General features: G+C 69.0%; 13 protein-coding genes. All 13 read left to right on the forward strand.

The window, feature by feature from the left end; all coding sequences use genetic code 11:
* The first annotated feature begins 47 nt into the window (after positions 1-47).
* Entirely contained in the window at positions 48-374 is a 327-nt protein-coding gene (locus tag FHS08_RS09735) for a hypothetical protein (RefSeq protein ID WP_167038453.1), read from the forward strand.
* Positions 371-1,639, forward strand: coding sequence for a hypothetical protein (locus FHS08_RS09740; protein WP_167038455.1), 1,269 nt, complete (start codon positions 371-373; stop codon positions 1,637-1,639). Before FHS08_RS09735 ends, FHS08_RS09740 begins: the two co-directional genes overlap by 4 nt.
* On the forward strand, positions 1,636-2,235 hold the full coding sequence (locus FHS08_RS09745; RefSeq protein WP_167038457.1) for a hypothetical protein: 600 nt from the start codon (positions 1,636-1,638) through the stop codon (positions 2,233-2,235). The genes FHS08_RS09740 and FHS08_RS09745 overlap by 4 nt, the downstream gene beginning before the upstream one ends.
* The gene (locus tag FHS08_RS09750) at positions 2,232-2,843 is read left to right on the forward strand and encodes a hypothetical protein (protein WP_167038459.1); all 612 of its coding nucleotides are present in this window, start codon (positions 2,232-2,234) and stop codon (positions 2,841-2,843) included. Before FHS08_RS09745 ends, FHS08_RS09750 begins: the two co-directional genes overlap by 4 nt.
* On the forward strand, positions 2,840-3,418 hold the full coding sequence (locus FHS08_RS09755) for a hypothetical protein (RefSeq protein ID WP_167038461.1): 579 nt from the start codon (positions 2,840-2,842) through the stop codon (positions 3,416-3,418). The genes FHS08_RS09750 and FHS08_RS09755 overlap by 4 nt, the downstream gene beginning before the upstream one ends.
* A gap of 311 nt (positions 3,419-3,729) precedes the next feature.
* Positions 3,730-4,098, forward strand: coding sequence for a 30S ribosomal protein S12 (gene rpsL, locus FHS08_RS09760; protein ID WP_018171438.1), 369 nt, complete (start codon positions 3,730-3,732; stop codon positions 4,096-4,098).
* A 5-nt stretch (positions 4,099-4,103) separates the two neighbouring features.
* Positions 4,104-4,574, forward strand: a complete 471-nt coding sequence (rpsG, locus tag FHS08_RS09765) for a 30S ribosomal protein S7 (protein WP_167038463.1) — start codon at positions 4,104-4,106, stop codon at positions 4,572-4,574.
* Positions 4,575-4,656: 82 nt separating this feature from the next.
* The gene (gene fusA, locus FHS08_RS09770) at positions 4,657-6,771 is read left to right on the forward strand and encodes an elongation factor G (protein ID WP_167038465.1); all 2,115 of its coding nucleotides are present in this window, start codon (positions 4,657-4,659) and stop codon (positions 6,769-6,771) included.
* 158 nt (positions 6,772-6,929) lie between these two features.
* Positions 6,930-8,123 (forward strand): elongation factor Tu, encoded by a 1,194-nt coding sequence (tuf, locus tag FHS08_RS09775; protein WP_167038467.1) that lies wholly within the window; start codon positions 6,930-6,932, stop codon positions 8,121-8,123.
* 176 nt (positions 8,124-8,299) lie between these two features.
* Positions 8,300-8,512 (forward strand): Rv0909 family putative TA system antitoxin, encoded by a 213-nt coding sequence (locus FHS08_RS09780; protein ID WP_167038469.1) that lies wholly within the window; start codon positions 8,300-8,302, stop codon positions 8,510-8,512.
* 225 nt (positions 8,513-8,737) lie between these two features.
* Complete coding sequence (locus FHS08_RS09785; protein WP_167038471.1) at positions 8,738-12,028, forward strand: DUF11 domain-containing protein; 3,291 nt, start codon at positions 8,738-8,740, stop codon at positions 12,026-12,028.
* Positions 12,029-12,488: 460 nt separating this feature from the next.
* The gene (gene rpsJ / locus FHS08_RS09790; protein WP_013584016.1) at positions 12,489-12,797 is read left to right on the forward strand and encodes a 30S ribosomal protein S10; all 309 of its coding nucleotides are present in this window, start codon (positions 12,489-12,491) and stop codon (positions 12,795-12,797) included.
* 8 nt (positions 12,798-12,805) lie between these two features.
* The gene (rplC, locus tag FHS08_RS09795; RefSeq protein WP_167038472.1) at positions 12,806-13,465 is read left to right on the forward strand and encodes a 50S ribosomal protein L3; all 660 of its coding nucleotides are present in this window, start codon (positions 12,806-12,808) and stop codon (positions 13,463-13,465) included.
* The last annotated feature ends 2 nt before the right edge of the window (positions 13,466-13,467 follow it).

Consider the following 13,467-nt stretch of genomic DNA (forward strand, 5'->3'; position numbering starts at 1 on the left):
CACGCGTCGCCCGGGCGTTCTGACATGCCCCCGAGGAGAGCCCGCCCATGGATCAGCTCATCGTCGACTGCCTGACGATGGATGCCGCCCGCATCGACATCGCGCGCATCCACGACGAGTTCACGCAGGCCGAGTCGCGCAGCGACCGCCTCGCCGACGCCGTCGGTCACGCGGCACTCGCCGAGCGCGTGCAGGCCTTCATCGACAACTGGGACCACCGCCGCGCAGAGCTCGGCGAACAGCTCGCGACCGTGCGCGACCACCTCGAGACGGCCGTGACGGGCTTCGCCCAGACCGACCAGGAGCTCGCGCGGGCCGTCAGCGGCCAGCGCGCGGAGTATCCGCCGCGCACGGCGCCGGAGGCCGTGGCATGACCCGTCCCGCCGATTGGACGGCCCTCGGCTACGGCGCCGATCCCGTCCCCGGAGACCCCGACCGCGTGAGCCTCATCGGCCGCATGTACATCGGCACGGCCGAGTCGATCGAGCGCGCCGCGCTGAACCTCGAGATCGCCCTGCGCGACGACTTCGGGCAGGCCGAGACGATCGACGCGATCCGCGAGGTCGCGGGCGACGTCGCGTCGCGCATCCTGCGGGCGCACGACCGCTATCGCGGCGTCGGCGACGCGATGGTCGCGTACGCGCCCGCCCTGCGCACAGCGCAGACCGACTCGGCGAGCGCGCTGCAGAAGGCGATCGACGCGCACGGCGAGGGCCGCAGCGCGCGGTCGATGATCGACTACTACGAAGACCGCATCGCCGACCCCGCGACGCCGCCCGCCAACCTCGCCTCGCTCCAGGCGAGCCTGCAGACGTGGCGTCAGCGCTCGACGACGGCGACGACGGATGCCGCGTCCGCCGCGCATCAGTGCATCGACGCGATCGCGGCGCGCGACTCCGCAGCCCTCGTCGCGATCGAGGCGATCCGCGAGGTGGAGGGCACGGGCGAGCTGAACGACTCGCCGTGGGACGACATCGTCCAGTGGGTCCAGGAGAACAAGGAGATGATCGACCTCGTGGTCGACATCGTCGGCTATGTCGCGACGGCGGTCATGGTCGTGGCGATGTTCATCCCCGGCCTCAACGTCATCGTCGGGCTCGTCGCGACGATCGCGGCCGTCGTGACGCTGCTCAACACGGCGCTGCAGGTCGCGGCGGGGACGATGGGGCCGGCAGAGGCCATGTTCAACGTGGCGATGGCCGCCCTCACCTTCGTCGGAGGGCGTGCGATCGGGCAGTCCCTCAAGAACATCACGCAGACGGCGAAGCAGGGCGTCGCCGCGGGGATCAAGGGCGGTGCGGCTCGCGCGGGCCTCCGGGGCGTCACGCGCCAGGTCGCGGCATCCCGCGTCACGACGGCGATCAACGTGTCGCGACCGCAGCAGCTCGCCGTGCTCGACCGGCTGCGCTATCTCACGCTCGACCTGCGCGAGGTGTCTGCCCTGCGCAACCTCGCCAACATCGAGACGGCGATGGGCAACATGACCACCGCGGGGCGTCAGGCGATGAAGGACCTCAACACGCTCGCGGCGCAGGCGTGGACCTTCGAAGGCGGCATGTTCGTGGCCGGGCAGTTCGGCGCCGACGCCTCCGCGAGCCTCGACGGCACGCCGCACGGGCGGGTGGGCGACGACTGGTGACGGCCGATCAGCGCATCGGACGCGTCGTCGGTCTCGTCGTGTTCTGGTCGACGATGGCCGCCGTCGCGGGCATCCTGCTCTGGCCGAAGGTCGTGGGGTCGATCGTGGGCATGGTCACGTGGACGGATGCCGACAAGGACGCATGCGCCGAGACGGCGGGCTGCGCCGTCAACCTCGTGCAGGGGGGCGTCGTCTCTGTGTGGTGGGCGTTCGCCTGGATCGCGCTGATCATCGGCGGGATCGCGATCTGCTGGGCTCCTGCGCGCTGGTGGACCTCGAAGGGCCGCTTCGCGCTCGAGGCCGTCGCGGACTCCAGCCCGCAGTGGCTGCGCGTCCACGCGATCGCGGCGCTCTTCGTGTGCCTCATCGTCGGCATCCCGGGACGCAGCATCACGACCACGTGGGCGCCGGAGTACTTCGCCGCCGCCGCCGCCGCTCTCGCGGGAGCCGGCCTTGCGACCCTGAGCCTGCGCCACGCGCGCAGGACGCTGTCCGCGCGCGAGTACGAGCGGCTGGTCGGGCACGGCGTCTTCGCCGACCGTGCCCGGCGCGGTGCGCAGCGGCGGGAGCGCCGGGGCCGCAAGGCGTCCGAGTGACTGCCTCCGCGCCCCGCATCGCGATGCTGCTCCCCGAGGGGTGGGTGCGCATCCCGATCGCGGGGGAGGGGACGACGTCCGTCGACGACATCGTCCGCCGCGCCGTCGCGCGCATCGATCCGCGCAGGCGCGATCTGGCCCGCGTGACGCTGCGCACTCGTCTCGAGGAGGCCGTGCGCGGCGCCGAGCGACGGGGTCTGCACGAGCTCGTCATGCCCGTCGCCGAGACGAACGGCGTCTTCATGCCCGTCTCGCTCGCGATCGGGCCGCTGCCCCGGCAGCCGAGCGCCCTCCGCTCGGTCGAGGACGTGCTCGTCGGCTTCGCGAGCGCGACCCCCGGGGCGCTCGCCGTCGAGATCGGCGGGGCGCTCGGCATCCGCTTCCTCGTGGATCAGCCGGCGCGCAACGATGCCTCGGGAGCCCTGGAGGCGCCGCCCGTCCGCCTGGCCAGCTACATCGTGAGCCCGGGGCCCGGGCATCCGGAGTGGCTCGTCTTCTCGGCGAGCATCATGATCCCGGATGCCGAGAACTCGGCAGAGCTCGTCGCCGTCATGGAGTTCGTCGTCGACTCCCTGCTGGCGACCGTCGCCTTCGAGGAGAACGCATGAACGTGTACGTCGACTACCCCGAGGACTGGATCGGCGTGCCCCAGTTCGGTCCCGCAGAGCAGTTCCCGGATGCCGCCCAGTGGGCGGCGGCGCTCGCCGACGAGCTGCTCGTCGAGTTCGGCGTGCGCGCTGCGCGCGAAGAGCGTGCGAGCCTCGTGAGCGCGCTGACGATCCTCGGCGAGGGCACGCGGCGCCGCGGCGCGACGGCGTCGTACATCCACTACCCGTCGTACGGGGCCCCGCTCGAGCTCGTCGACACGGTCCTCCTCGACCGCTCGGTCGTCGGCGACGCCCCCGCGCACGAAGTCGCAGGGGCGCTCGAGCCCGACCTCCTCGCGGCGCCCACGGTGACGCCGCTCACGACGAGGCGGGGTCTCACGGGCGCGCTCGTCGTCCGTCACGCGCCGATGGATGCCGAGGCCCCGCACATCGTGACGCTGCGTGCCTCCTGCGCGCTCGACGTGGGCGACGGGTGGTTCGTGCTGGGCACGGCGACGACCGATCTTCCAGCCTTCGAGGCGTTCCGCGCGCACTTCCTCGAGCTCGCCGACTCCGTCTACGTGACGGCTGACTGAGCGCTCCCGCGCGGAGCCGCCCGCGACCGGCCGCGCGTTTGCCCGCCCTCCGAAACCTGCGTATCATTGACTGGGTGTGCGCTCACGCGCTCCGTCTTGCGTGCCCCGGCACGGGAGCCGGACGCGAAGCGCCGCATCTCAGGGAAGGGCCTGCGAACAGGCCACCCCCACGGCATACCCACCACTGAAAGCCCGGCACCATCATGCCGCGCCGGCGGGTCAGCGTGAACCCGCACGACACGGAGGGAAACCTCCGCGAGGCGGGGAGAGAACACGACCGCTGTCACCGTGCAGCACAACAAGGAGAGAACGTGCCAACCATTCAGCAGTTGGTTCGCAAGGGTCGCTCGCCCAAGGTCTCGAAGACCAAGGCGCCGGCGCTCAAGGCGAACCCGCAGCAGGCGGGTGTCTGCACCCGTGTCTACACGACCACGCCCAAGAAGCCGAACTCGGCGATGCGCAAGGTCGCCCGTGTCAAGCTCCGCAACGGCACCGAGGTCACCGCCTACATCCCCGGCGAGGGCCACAACCTGCAGGAGCACTCGCTCGTGCTCGTCCGCGGCGGCCGTGTGAAGGACCTCCCGGGTGTCCGTTACAAGATCGTCCGCGGCGCGCTCGACACGCAGGCCGTCAAGAACCGTAAGCAGGCCCGCAGCCGCTACGGCGCGAAGAAGGGTTAAGGAAGATGCCTCGTAAGGGACCCGCCCCGAAGCGCCCCGTCGTCAACGACCCGGTCTACGGCGCACCGATCGTCAGCCAGCTCGTGAACAAGATCCTCGTCGACGGCAAGAAGTCGCTCGCCGAGTCGATCGTCTACACGGCGCTCAAGGGCGTCGAGGACAAGAACGGCCAGGATGCCGTCGCCACCCTCAAGAAGGCGCTCGACAACGTGCGCCCGACCCTCGAGGTCAAGTCGCGCCGCGTCGGCGGCTCGACCTACCAGGTGCCGGTCGAGGTCAAGCCTCACCGCGCCAACACGCTCGCCCTGCGCTGGCTCGTCAGCTACGCCAAGGGCCGTCGTGAGAAGACGATGACCGAGCGCCTCCAGAACGAGATCCTGGATGCCTCGAACGGCCTGGGTGCCGCGGTCAAGCGCCGCGAGGACACCCACAAGATGGCCGAGTCGAACCGCGCCTTCGCGCACTACCGCTGGTAACAGCGACCCCGCCGCTCCCGGGGCCAACAGCCTCAGGGAGCGGCGGGCCCGCGACATCCCTCACCACACGTAAGGACACCCCGTGGCACAAGAAGTGCTCACCGACCTCAAGAAGGTCCGCAACATCGGCATCATGGCGCACATCGATGCCGGCAAGACGACGACGACCGAGCGCATTCTGTTCTACACGGGCGTCAACCACAAGATCGGTGAGACGCACGACGGCGCCGCCACCACCGACTGGATGGAGCAGGAGCAGGAGCGCGGCATCACGATCACGTCGGCTGCTGTGACGTGCTTCTGGGACAAGCACCAGATCAACATCATCGACACCCCCGGACACGTCGACTTCACGGTCGAGGTCGAGCGGTCGCTGCGCGTCCTCGACGGAGCGGTCGCCGTCTTCGACGGCAAGGAGGGCGTCGAGCCCCAGTCCGAGACGGTGTGGCGTCAGGCCGACAAGTACGACGTCCCCCGCATCTGCTTCGTCAACAAGATGGACAAGCTGGGCGCCGACTTCTACTTCACGGTCGACACGATCGTCAACCGCCTGAAGGCCAAGCCCCTCGTGCTGCAGCTGCCGATCGGCGCGGAGAGCGACTTCGTCGGCGTCGTCGACCTCGTCGAGATGCGCGCGCTCGTCTGGCCCGGCGACGCCAAGGGCGACGTGACGATGGGCGCCAAGTACGAGGTGCAGGAGATCCCCGCCGACCTCGCAGACAAGGCCGCCGAGTACCGCCAGCACCTGCTGGAGACCGTCGCCGAGACCGACGAGCACCTGCTCGAGAAGTACTTCGGCGGTGAGGAGCTCACGGTCGCCGAGATCAAGGGCGCGATCCGCAAGCTCACGATCAACTCCGAGATCTACCCCGTCCTGTGCGGCTCGGCGTTCAAGAACCGCGGCGTGCAGCCCATGCTCGACGCGGTCGTGGACTACCTGCCCTCGCCCCTGGACGTGCCCGCCATCGAGGCGCACGACCCCAAGGACGAAGAGAAGATCATCGAGCGTCACGCCGACGCGAGCGAGCCCTTCGCGGCCCTCGCGTTCAAGATCGTGTCGCACCCGTTCTTCGGCCGCCTCACCTACATCCGCGTCTACTCGGGCCACCTCGACTCGGGTGCGCAGATCGTCAACGCGACGAAGGGCAAGAAGGAGCGCATCGGGAAGATCTTCCAGATGCACGCCAACAAGGAGAACCCGGTCGACTCGGTCACGGCGGGCCACATCTACGCCGTCATCGGCCTCAAGGACACGACGACGGGCGACACGCTCTCGGACTCGGCCCACCAGGTCGTCCTCGAGTCGATGACGTTCCCCGAGCCCGTCATCGAGGTCGCGATCGAGCCCAAGACGAAGGCCGACCAGGAGAAGCTGGGTCTGGCGATCCAGAAGCTCGCCGAAGAGGACCCGACGTTCCGCGTCGAGCAGAACTCCGAGACCGGTCAGACCGTCATCAAGGGCATGGGCGAGCTGCACCTCGACATCCTCGTCGACCGCATGAAGCGCGAGTTCAAGGTCGAGGCGAACGTCGGCAAGCCGCAGGTGGCGTACCGCGAGACGATCAAGAAGGCCGTCGAGCGTCACGACTACACGCACAAGAAGCAGACCGGCGGCTCGGGTCAGTTCGCGAAGATCCAGTTCGCGCTCGAGCCCCTCGAGGTCACGGCCGACAAGACGTACGAGTTCGAGAACAAGGTCACGGGTGGCCGCATCCCGCGCGAGTACATCGGTCCTGTCGACCTCGGCTTCCAGGACGCCATGAACGTCGGCGTCCTCGCCGGCTACCCCATGGTGGGCGTCAAGGCGACGCTTCTCGACGGCGCGTCGCACGACGTCGACTCGTCCGAGATGGCGTTCAAGATCGCGGGCTCGATGGGCTTCAAGGAGGCCATCCGCAAGGCGAACCCCGTCCTGCTCGAGCCGCTCATGGCCGTCGAGGTCCGCACGCCGGAGGAGTACATGGGCGACGTCATCGGCGACCTGAACTCGCGCCGCGGGCAGATCCAGTCGATGGAGGACGCCGCAGGCGTCAAGGTCGTGCGCGCCCTCGTCCCGCTCTCGGAGATGTTCGGCTACATCGGCGACCTGCGCTCGAAGACCTCGGGCCGGGCCGTGTACTCGATGGAGTTCGACTCGTACGCCGAGGTTCCGCGCAACGTCGCGGACGAGATCGTCCAGAAGAACAAGGGCGAGTGATCGCCCCGGATGCCGGGGCCCCGGCCCCGGCATCCGTCCCTCACAACTTCACAGAAACCCACCAGAACCCTCTCCACTAAGCTGAGAGACATCCCCGTAGACGACCGGTCGCAAACCAGTGCCCGGGACTTCTACACGACCGTCCTGAGGAGGACCCAGTGGCTAAGGCCAAGTTCGAGCGGACCAAGCCGCACGTGAACATCGGAACGATCGGTCACGTCGACCACGGCAAGACCACGCTCACCGCCGCGATCTCGAAGGTGCTCGCCGACAAGTACCCGTCGGCCACCAACGTGCAGCGCGACTTCGCGTCGATCGACTCGGCTCCCGAGGAGCGTCAGCGCGGAATCACGATCAACATCTCGCACGTCGAGTACGAGACGCCGAAGCGCCACTACGCGCACGTCGACGCCCCGGGTCACGCCGACTACATCAAGAACATGATCACCGGTGCCGCCCAGATGGACGGCGCGATCCTCGTGGTCGCCGCGACCGACGGTCCGATGGCTCAGACGCGTGAGCACGTGCTCCTCGCCAAGCAGGTCGGCGTTCCCTACCTGCTCGTCGCGCTCAACAAGGCCGACATGGTCGACGACGAGGAGATCCTGGAGCTCGTCGAGCTCGAGGTCCGTGAGCTCCTCTCGAGCCAGGACTTCGACGGCGACAACGCCCCCGTCGTCCGCGTCTCGGGCCTGAAGGCGCTCGAGGGCGACCCCGAGTGGACCGAGAAGATCGTCGAGCTCATGGACGCCGTCGACGAGTCGATCCCCGACCCGGTGCGTGACAAGGACAAGCCCTTCCTCATGCCGATCGAGGACGTCTTCACGATCACGGGTCGTGGCACGGTCGTGACGGGTCGCGCCGAGCGCGGCACGCTCGCGATCAACTCGGAGGTCGAGATCGTGGGTCTGCGCCCGACGCAGAAGACGATCGTCACGGGCATCGAGATGTTCCACAAGCAGCTCGACGAGGCCTGGGCCGGCGAGAACTGCGGTCTGCTCCTGCGCGGCACCAAGCGTGACGACGTCGAGCGCGGCCAGGTCGTCGTCAAGCCCGGCTCGGTCACCCCGCACACCAACTTCGAGGGCACGGCGTACATCCTGTCCAAGGAGGAGGGCGGCCGTCACAACCCGTTCTTCACGAACTACCGCCCGCAGTTCTACTTCCGCACCACGGACGTCACGGGCGTCATCACGCTGCCCGAGGGCACCGAGATGGTCATGCCCGGCGACACCACCGACATGACGGTCGAGCTCATCCAGCCGATCGCCATGGAAGAGGGCCTCGGCTACGCGATCCGCGAGGGTGGCCGCACGGTCGGCGCCGGAACGGTGACCAAGATCATCAAGTGAGCCGAGTCGGCTTGCCCGACGCGTTCTCCCGAGAGGGCCGGATCCGCATGGATCCGGCCCTCTTCGCGTCTGCGGACGTCATCCGCAGGCTCTCTCCCTTTACGCGGGCGGAGTGCGGCGACAGAATGGCGGAGGCGGCGTGGAGTCGCCGCCGACAACTCTGCAGAGGGGGCCTCATGGGCATCGACGACATCGTCAGCAAGGGCAAGGAACTGTTCGAGGGCGCCAAGGACAAGGTCACGGACGCACTCGGCTCGGACAAGGTCGAGGAGGTCAGCGACAAGGTCCTCGACGGCGCAGCGGATGCCGCGAAGAAGGTCGCACCCGACCAGTACGACGCGAAGATCGACGAGGTCCGCGACAACATCGACGGAGCGATCGGGGAGTAGTCCTCACCGTCTCCCACGGAGGGCTCGAGCGCATGTCGCTCGGGCCCTCCGTCATGAGGAGCGGACGTGGCGCCATCCCGTCCCTCGCGCATGTCGCCGAGGAGGAGTACGCTGGCGCCAACTTCGACGGGGGGTCGGAGTGAGTGTGCGCACTGGGGCGCACGCCGACAGAGTGCCGGCAGGCCTTCGGTGTTCACCAAGCTGGGGATGGTGTGCGCCATGTTCATGAAGCGGAATGCATTCATCGGGGTAACGGTCGCGCTTGCGCTCGTTCTCGGACCGGCCGGCGCGGCGCTGGCGAGCACGGGGGCGACGGATCCTCCGCCCGCCGCGACGGAGCCGCCTGCGCCGCCCGAGGTCGCGCCCGCTCCCGCTCCCGAGGTCGCGCCCGCGCCGGACGCCGAGCCGGCGCCCGCTCCCGAGCAGGTTCCGGCTCCTGGGCCCGCTCCTGACCCCGCACCTGCTCCTGGGCCGGCTCCTGAGCCGCCTGCGGAGCCTGCGCCGGCTCCCGGCCCTGCGCAGCCGGAGGCGGATGCCGGGACTATCGAGCCCGCGCCGGACGCATCGGACGGACAGGGCGACGGGAGCGCCGACGCGCTGCTGCGCTCGACGCCCGGCGAGGGGACGCATCCCACCGGCGGCGGCCACGAGCCGAAGCTCGGCTGGCTCACGCTCGTCAAGACCGTCGTCAACGACGACGGAGGGACGGCATCCGCCTCGGAGTGGGATCTCCAGGTGCGCATCGACGGCGTGTGGACGACACTGCGGCAGGGCGAGGACACCATCGTCCCGGCGGGCTCGTACGAGCTGCGCGAGATCGGCGGCCCCGAGTGGTACGAGCAGACATCGCTCGTGTGCGTGTCCGACGGGCAGGGCGGCTACGACAAGAAGGGGACGCCGGGCGACTATCCGGCCGTCGTGAAGGACGGCGGCAAGACGACGTGCACGTTCACGAACGACGACGAGAAGAGGCCGATGGGCGAGCTGAAGCTCGTCAAGACCGTCGTGAACGACGACGGCGGCTCGGCATCCGCGTCGCAGTGGATCCTCCAGGCCCTCATCGAGGGCGTGTGGACGACGCTCCGGCAGGGTGAGTACTCCGTCGTCCCGGCGGGCTCGTACGAGGTGCGGGAGGTCGGCGGCCCCGACGGCTACGACCAGACATCGCTCGTGTGCGTCTCCGACGGCCACGGCGGCCACGACGAGAAGGGGACGCCGAGCGACTATCCGGCCGTCGTGAAGGACGGCGGCAAGACGACGTGCACGTTCACGAACGACGACAGGAAGCAGCCGAAGAAGGGCTGGCTGAAGCTCGTGAAGGTGGTCGTGAACGATGACGGAGGCTCGGCGGAGCCGGGCGACTGGGATCTGCAGGTTCTGCTGGACGGCGTGTGGACGACGGTGACGCAGGGGGAGTGGCTCTCGCTCGCTCCGGGCACGTACGAGGTGCGTGAGACCGGCGGCCCCGAGGGCTACGAGCAGGTGTCGCTGTCGTGCAAGGCGGAGAAGCCGCACGATGACAAGGCGTACGCCGAGACGTTCGGCGAGCACCAGGGCGACTCGTCGGCGACGGTGTCGCACGGCAAGAAGACGACGTGCACGTTCACGAACGACGACGAGAGCACGCCTCCGCCACCGGTCGTGCGCAAGGATGCCGTGGGCTCGACGCAGCTCGACCCCGACACGTGGGAGGTGCAGTACCTCCTGACGGTCGACAACTCGGCGGCAGGCGCCGTGGAGCGCACGTACACGCTGCACGACACGCTGACGTCGCTGCCCGCGGGCGTGACGCTCGACGAGGCGACGGCCGACGCCGGCACCCCGGCCACCCCTGCGCCCGACACGGCGTCCTGGACCACGGTGACGCCGGAGGGCGCACTCCTCCAGGACGGCGAGACGATCGCGGCGGGAGCCGTGCACGGCTATCTCATCGACGTCACGGTGACGCTGGCTCCGCTCGAGCTGGGCGAGCCGGACCCGTGCGAGGGGGCGCCGGGCACCGGCATCGGCATCCTCAACCTCGGTGTGCTCGTCGTCGACGGCGTCGAGTCCGACGACGACGCGTGCGAGACGATCACCTACACGGATCTCGGAATCGAGAAGACCCACTCCGAGCTCGAGGGCGGAACGGTCGACCCGGGGCAGATGTTCTCGTACTTCCTCACGGTGACCAACCACGGGCTGTCCGAGGCCGTCGACGGCGTCGTCACGGACCCGATCCCCGAAGGGCTGACGGTCCAGGACGTCATCGTCCCCGACGGCTGGGTCGACGAGTCGGAGGGCAGCCAGATCACTGTTCGCATTCCGAGCCTGTCGGTCGGCGGCGTCGGAACGATCGAGGTCGTCGTCACGGTCGACGAGCCGGACCCGATCGACGCGCCGGAGATCGGTCCCGACGACCCCGAGCCGCTGCCGCCCATCGCCTTCATCGGCGATCTCGTGAACGAGGCGTGCGTCGAGATCGAGAACGACGGCAATCCGGACAACGACTGCGACACCACGACGACCGAGGTCGACGAGATCATCGCGAACGTGTTCGCGCGGTGCGTGAACGATGCGCCGTTCCTCTACTACTCGGTGCAGACGAGCCCGAGCCTCGCGGGACAGCCCATCACCTTCACCTGGACGCCCGACGTGCAGACGCCCGCGCCCGATCCGGCCGCGATCGTCCTGCAGCTGCAGTCGGGCGACAGCGGCGTCCTGCCGTGGCCGGGTGCGGCGTTCGCGCCGAACAACGTGAGCATCCAGTGGCCGGGCTACCGCCCGCTCGTGGAGTCCGACTACGACCCCGTGACGGGGGAGCTGCTGGTCGACCCGAGCCTCGTGTACAACGGGATGGTCCTGGACACGACCTACCCCACGTATCCGTGGCGCTTCGGCACGACGATCACGCTGTCGGTCAACCCGACGCTGACGATCGACGTGTCCTACCCGCCGGCCACCGTGAACTGCGCCGTGCCGCGGTCGGCGGCCCTCGTGATCGACAAGACGGCGAGCGTCTCCACGACCGCGCCGGGCGCGTCGTTCACCTACGGGCTCGCCGTGCGCAACGTGGCCGTCGACTCGGTCGCCGAGCCCGTCGTCGTGACGGACATCATCCCGGCCGACATCCGGGTGGATCGGATCGTGACGGACACGACCTCGTTCCCGCGCTGGAACGAGTGCGCCGTGACGGGACGGGATGCCGAGGGCTTCGGCGGGACGCTCGAGTGCACGCTGCTCGGACCGCTCGCGATGGGGGCGTCTGCGCCGCTCATCAGCCTCGGCGTCACGGTCGCGGGCGACACGACCTCGAGGTCGATCGTCAACACGGGCGAAGTGTGCTGGGGACCACCGACCGGCGACGTGGCCTTCCAGGCCTGCAACGACGACTCCGTGCAGGTCACGCTGTCGGGCCTGGCCGCGACAGGCGGCACGGTGCCCGTCTTCACGCTCGCGACGGGCGTCGGGGCGATCCTGCTCGGCGCGATGTTCGTGATGTACCGCGTCGTGCGTCGCCAGGCTCGCCGCGGCTGACGCCACAGGGCCGTGCGAGAGGGCGGGTGCCCCCAAGACCCGCCCTCTCGCACCTGTGAACGCGATCCGAACACGCCGACGCGACACGCCCGAGTTTGCGACACGCCCGGGCTGCACGTAGACTAGACAGGTTCCACATTCCGGCATGCCTCTGGCGTGCGCAGGATCACTGCCAGGGCAGTGCATAGGCGGCGCCCAGACGACGAGTCTGAGTGCGCAGGGTCCTAGGCCGCGGGCAGCAGAACACACATCCGACATCCCCTCCCGTTCTCCGGGATGCGCGTGCGCGCGCTGGATGCCGGAGCCGGGTGCCGCGGCATCCGGTTTGACACGAGAACAGCGGTGCAGCATCACCGGCGAGAGCCGGTGGATGTGCCGGGGCGCGAAAGCGCCACCGTGCGTCCAATGCCCCTGGAAAGGTTCCAGGCCGGTACGACGCTTGAAGAGAGTGAGCAGACAAATGGCGGGACAGAAGATCCGCATTCGCCTGAAGTCGTACGACCACGCCGGTCTCGACTCGTCGGCGCGCAAGATCGTCGACACCGTGACCCGTGCGGGCGCGACTGTCGTGGGCCCCGTGCCCCTTCCGACCGAGAAGAACGTCGTGTGCGTCATCCGGTCGCCCCACAAGTACAAGGACAGCCGCGAGCACTTCGAGATGCGCACGCACAAGCGCCTCATCGACATCATCGACCCGACGCCCAAGGCCGTCGACTCGCTGATGCGTCTCGACCTCCCGGCCGATGTCAACATCGAGATCAAGCTCTGAGGTTCGACATGGCTGACATCAACTCCAAGGTTTCCAAGGGACTGCTGGGCACCAAGCTCGGCATGACCCAGGTCTGGAACGAGCAGGGCAAGCTCGTTCCGGTCACCGTCATCGAGATCGCTCCCAACGTCGTGACCCAGGTCCGCACGCCGGAGAAGGACGGCTACAACGCCGTCCAGATCGCGTACGGCCAGATCGACCCCCGCAAGGTCAACCAGCCCCTCACGGCCCACTTCGAGGCCGCGGGCGTGACCCCTCGTCGTCACCTCACCGAGGTCCGCACGGCGGACGCCGCTGACTACTCACTCGGTCAGGAGCTCACGGTGGACGGCACGTTCGAGGCCGGTCAGCTCGTCGACGTCGTCGGCACGAGCAAGGGCAAGGGCACCGCGGGCGTCATGAAGCGCCACAACTTCAAGGGCGTCTCCGCTTCGCACGGTGCGCACCGCAACCACCGCAAGCCCGGTTCGATCGGCGCCTCGTCGACGCCGAGCCGCGTCTTCAAGGGCATGCGCATGGCCGGCCGTATGGGCGGCGAGCGCGTGACCGTCCTCAACCTCACGGTGCACGCCGTCGACGCCGAGAAGGGTCTGCTGCTCGTCAAGGGCGCCGTCCCCGGCGCGCGCGGCCGCATCGTCTACGTCCGCAACGCAGTGAAGGGGGCCTGAGC

It is taken from the genome of Microbacterium ulmi, from assembly GCF_011759705.1.
Taxonomy (GTDB): Bacteria; Actinomycetota; Actinomycetes; order Actinomycetales; family Microbacteriaceae; genus Microbacterium; species Microbacterium ulmi.

Bases quoted from the DNA above. Each gene is read 5' to 3' on its own strand.
- FHS08_RS09735 (WP_167038453.1), top strand. From the start codon at position 48: ATGGATCAGCTCATCGTCGACTGCCTGACGATGGATGCCGCCCGCATC.
- FHS08_RS09740 (WP_167038455.1), top strand. From the start codon at position 371: ATGACCCGTCCCGCCGATTGGACGGCCCTCGGCTACGGCGCCGATCCC.
- FHS08_RS09755 (WP_167038461.1), top strand. From the start codon at position 2,840: ATGAACGTGTACGTCGACTACCCCGAGGACTGGATCGGCGTGCCCCAG.
- rpsG (WP_167038463.1), top strand. From the start codon at position 4,104: ATGCCTCGTAAGGGACCCGCCCCGAAGCGCCCCGTCGTCAACGACCCG.
- FHS08_RS09780 (WP_167038469.1), top strand. From the start codon at position 8,300: ATGGGCATCGACGACATCGTCAGCAAGGGCAAGGAACTGTTCGAGGGC.
- FHS08_RS09785 (WP_167038471.1), top strand. From the start codon at position 8,738: ATGAAGCGGAATGCATTCATCGGGGTAACGGTCGCGCTTGCGCTCGTT.
- rpsJ (WP_013584016.1), top strand. From the start codon at position 12,489: ATGGCGGGACAGAAGATCCGCATTCGCCTGAAGTCGTACGACCACGCC.
- rplC (WP_167038472.1), top strand. From the start codon at position 12,806: ATGGCTGACATCAACTCCAAGGTTTCCAAGGGACTGCTGGGCACCAAG.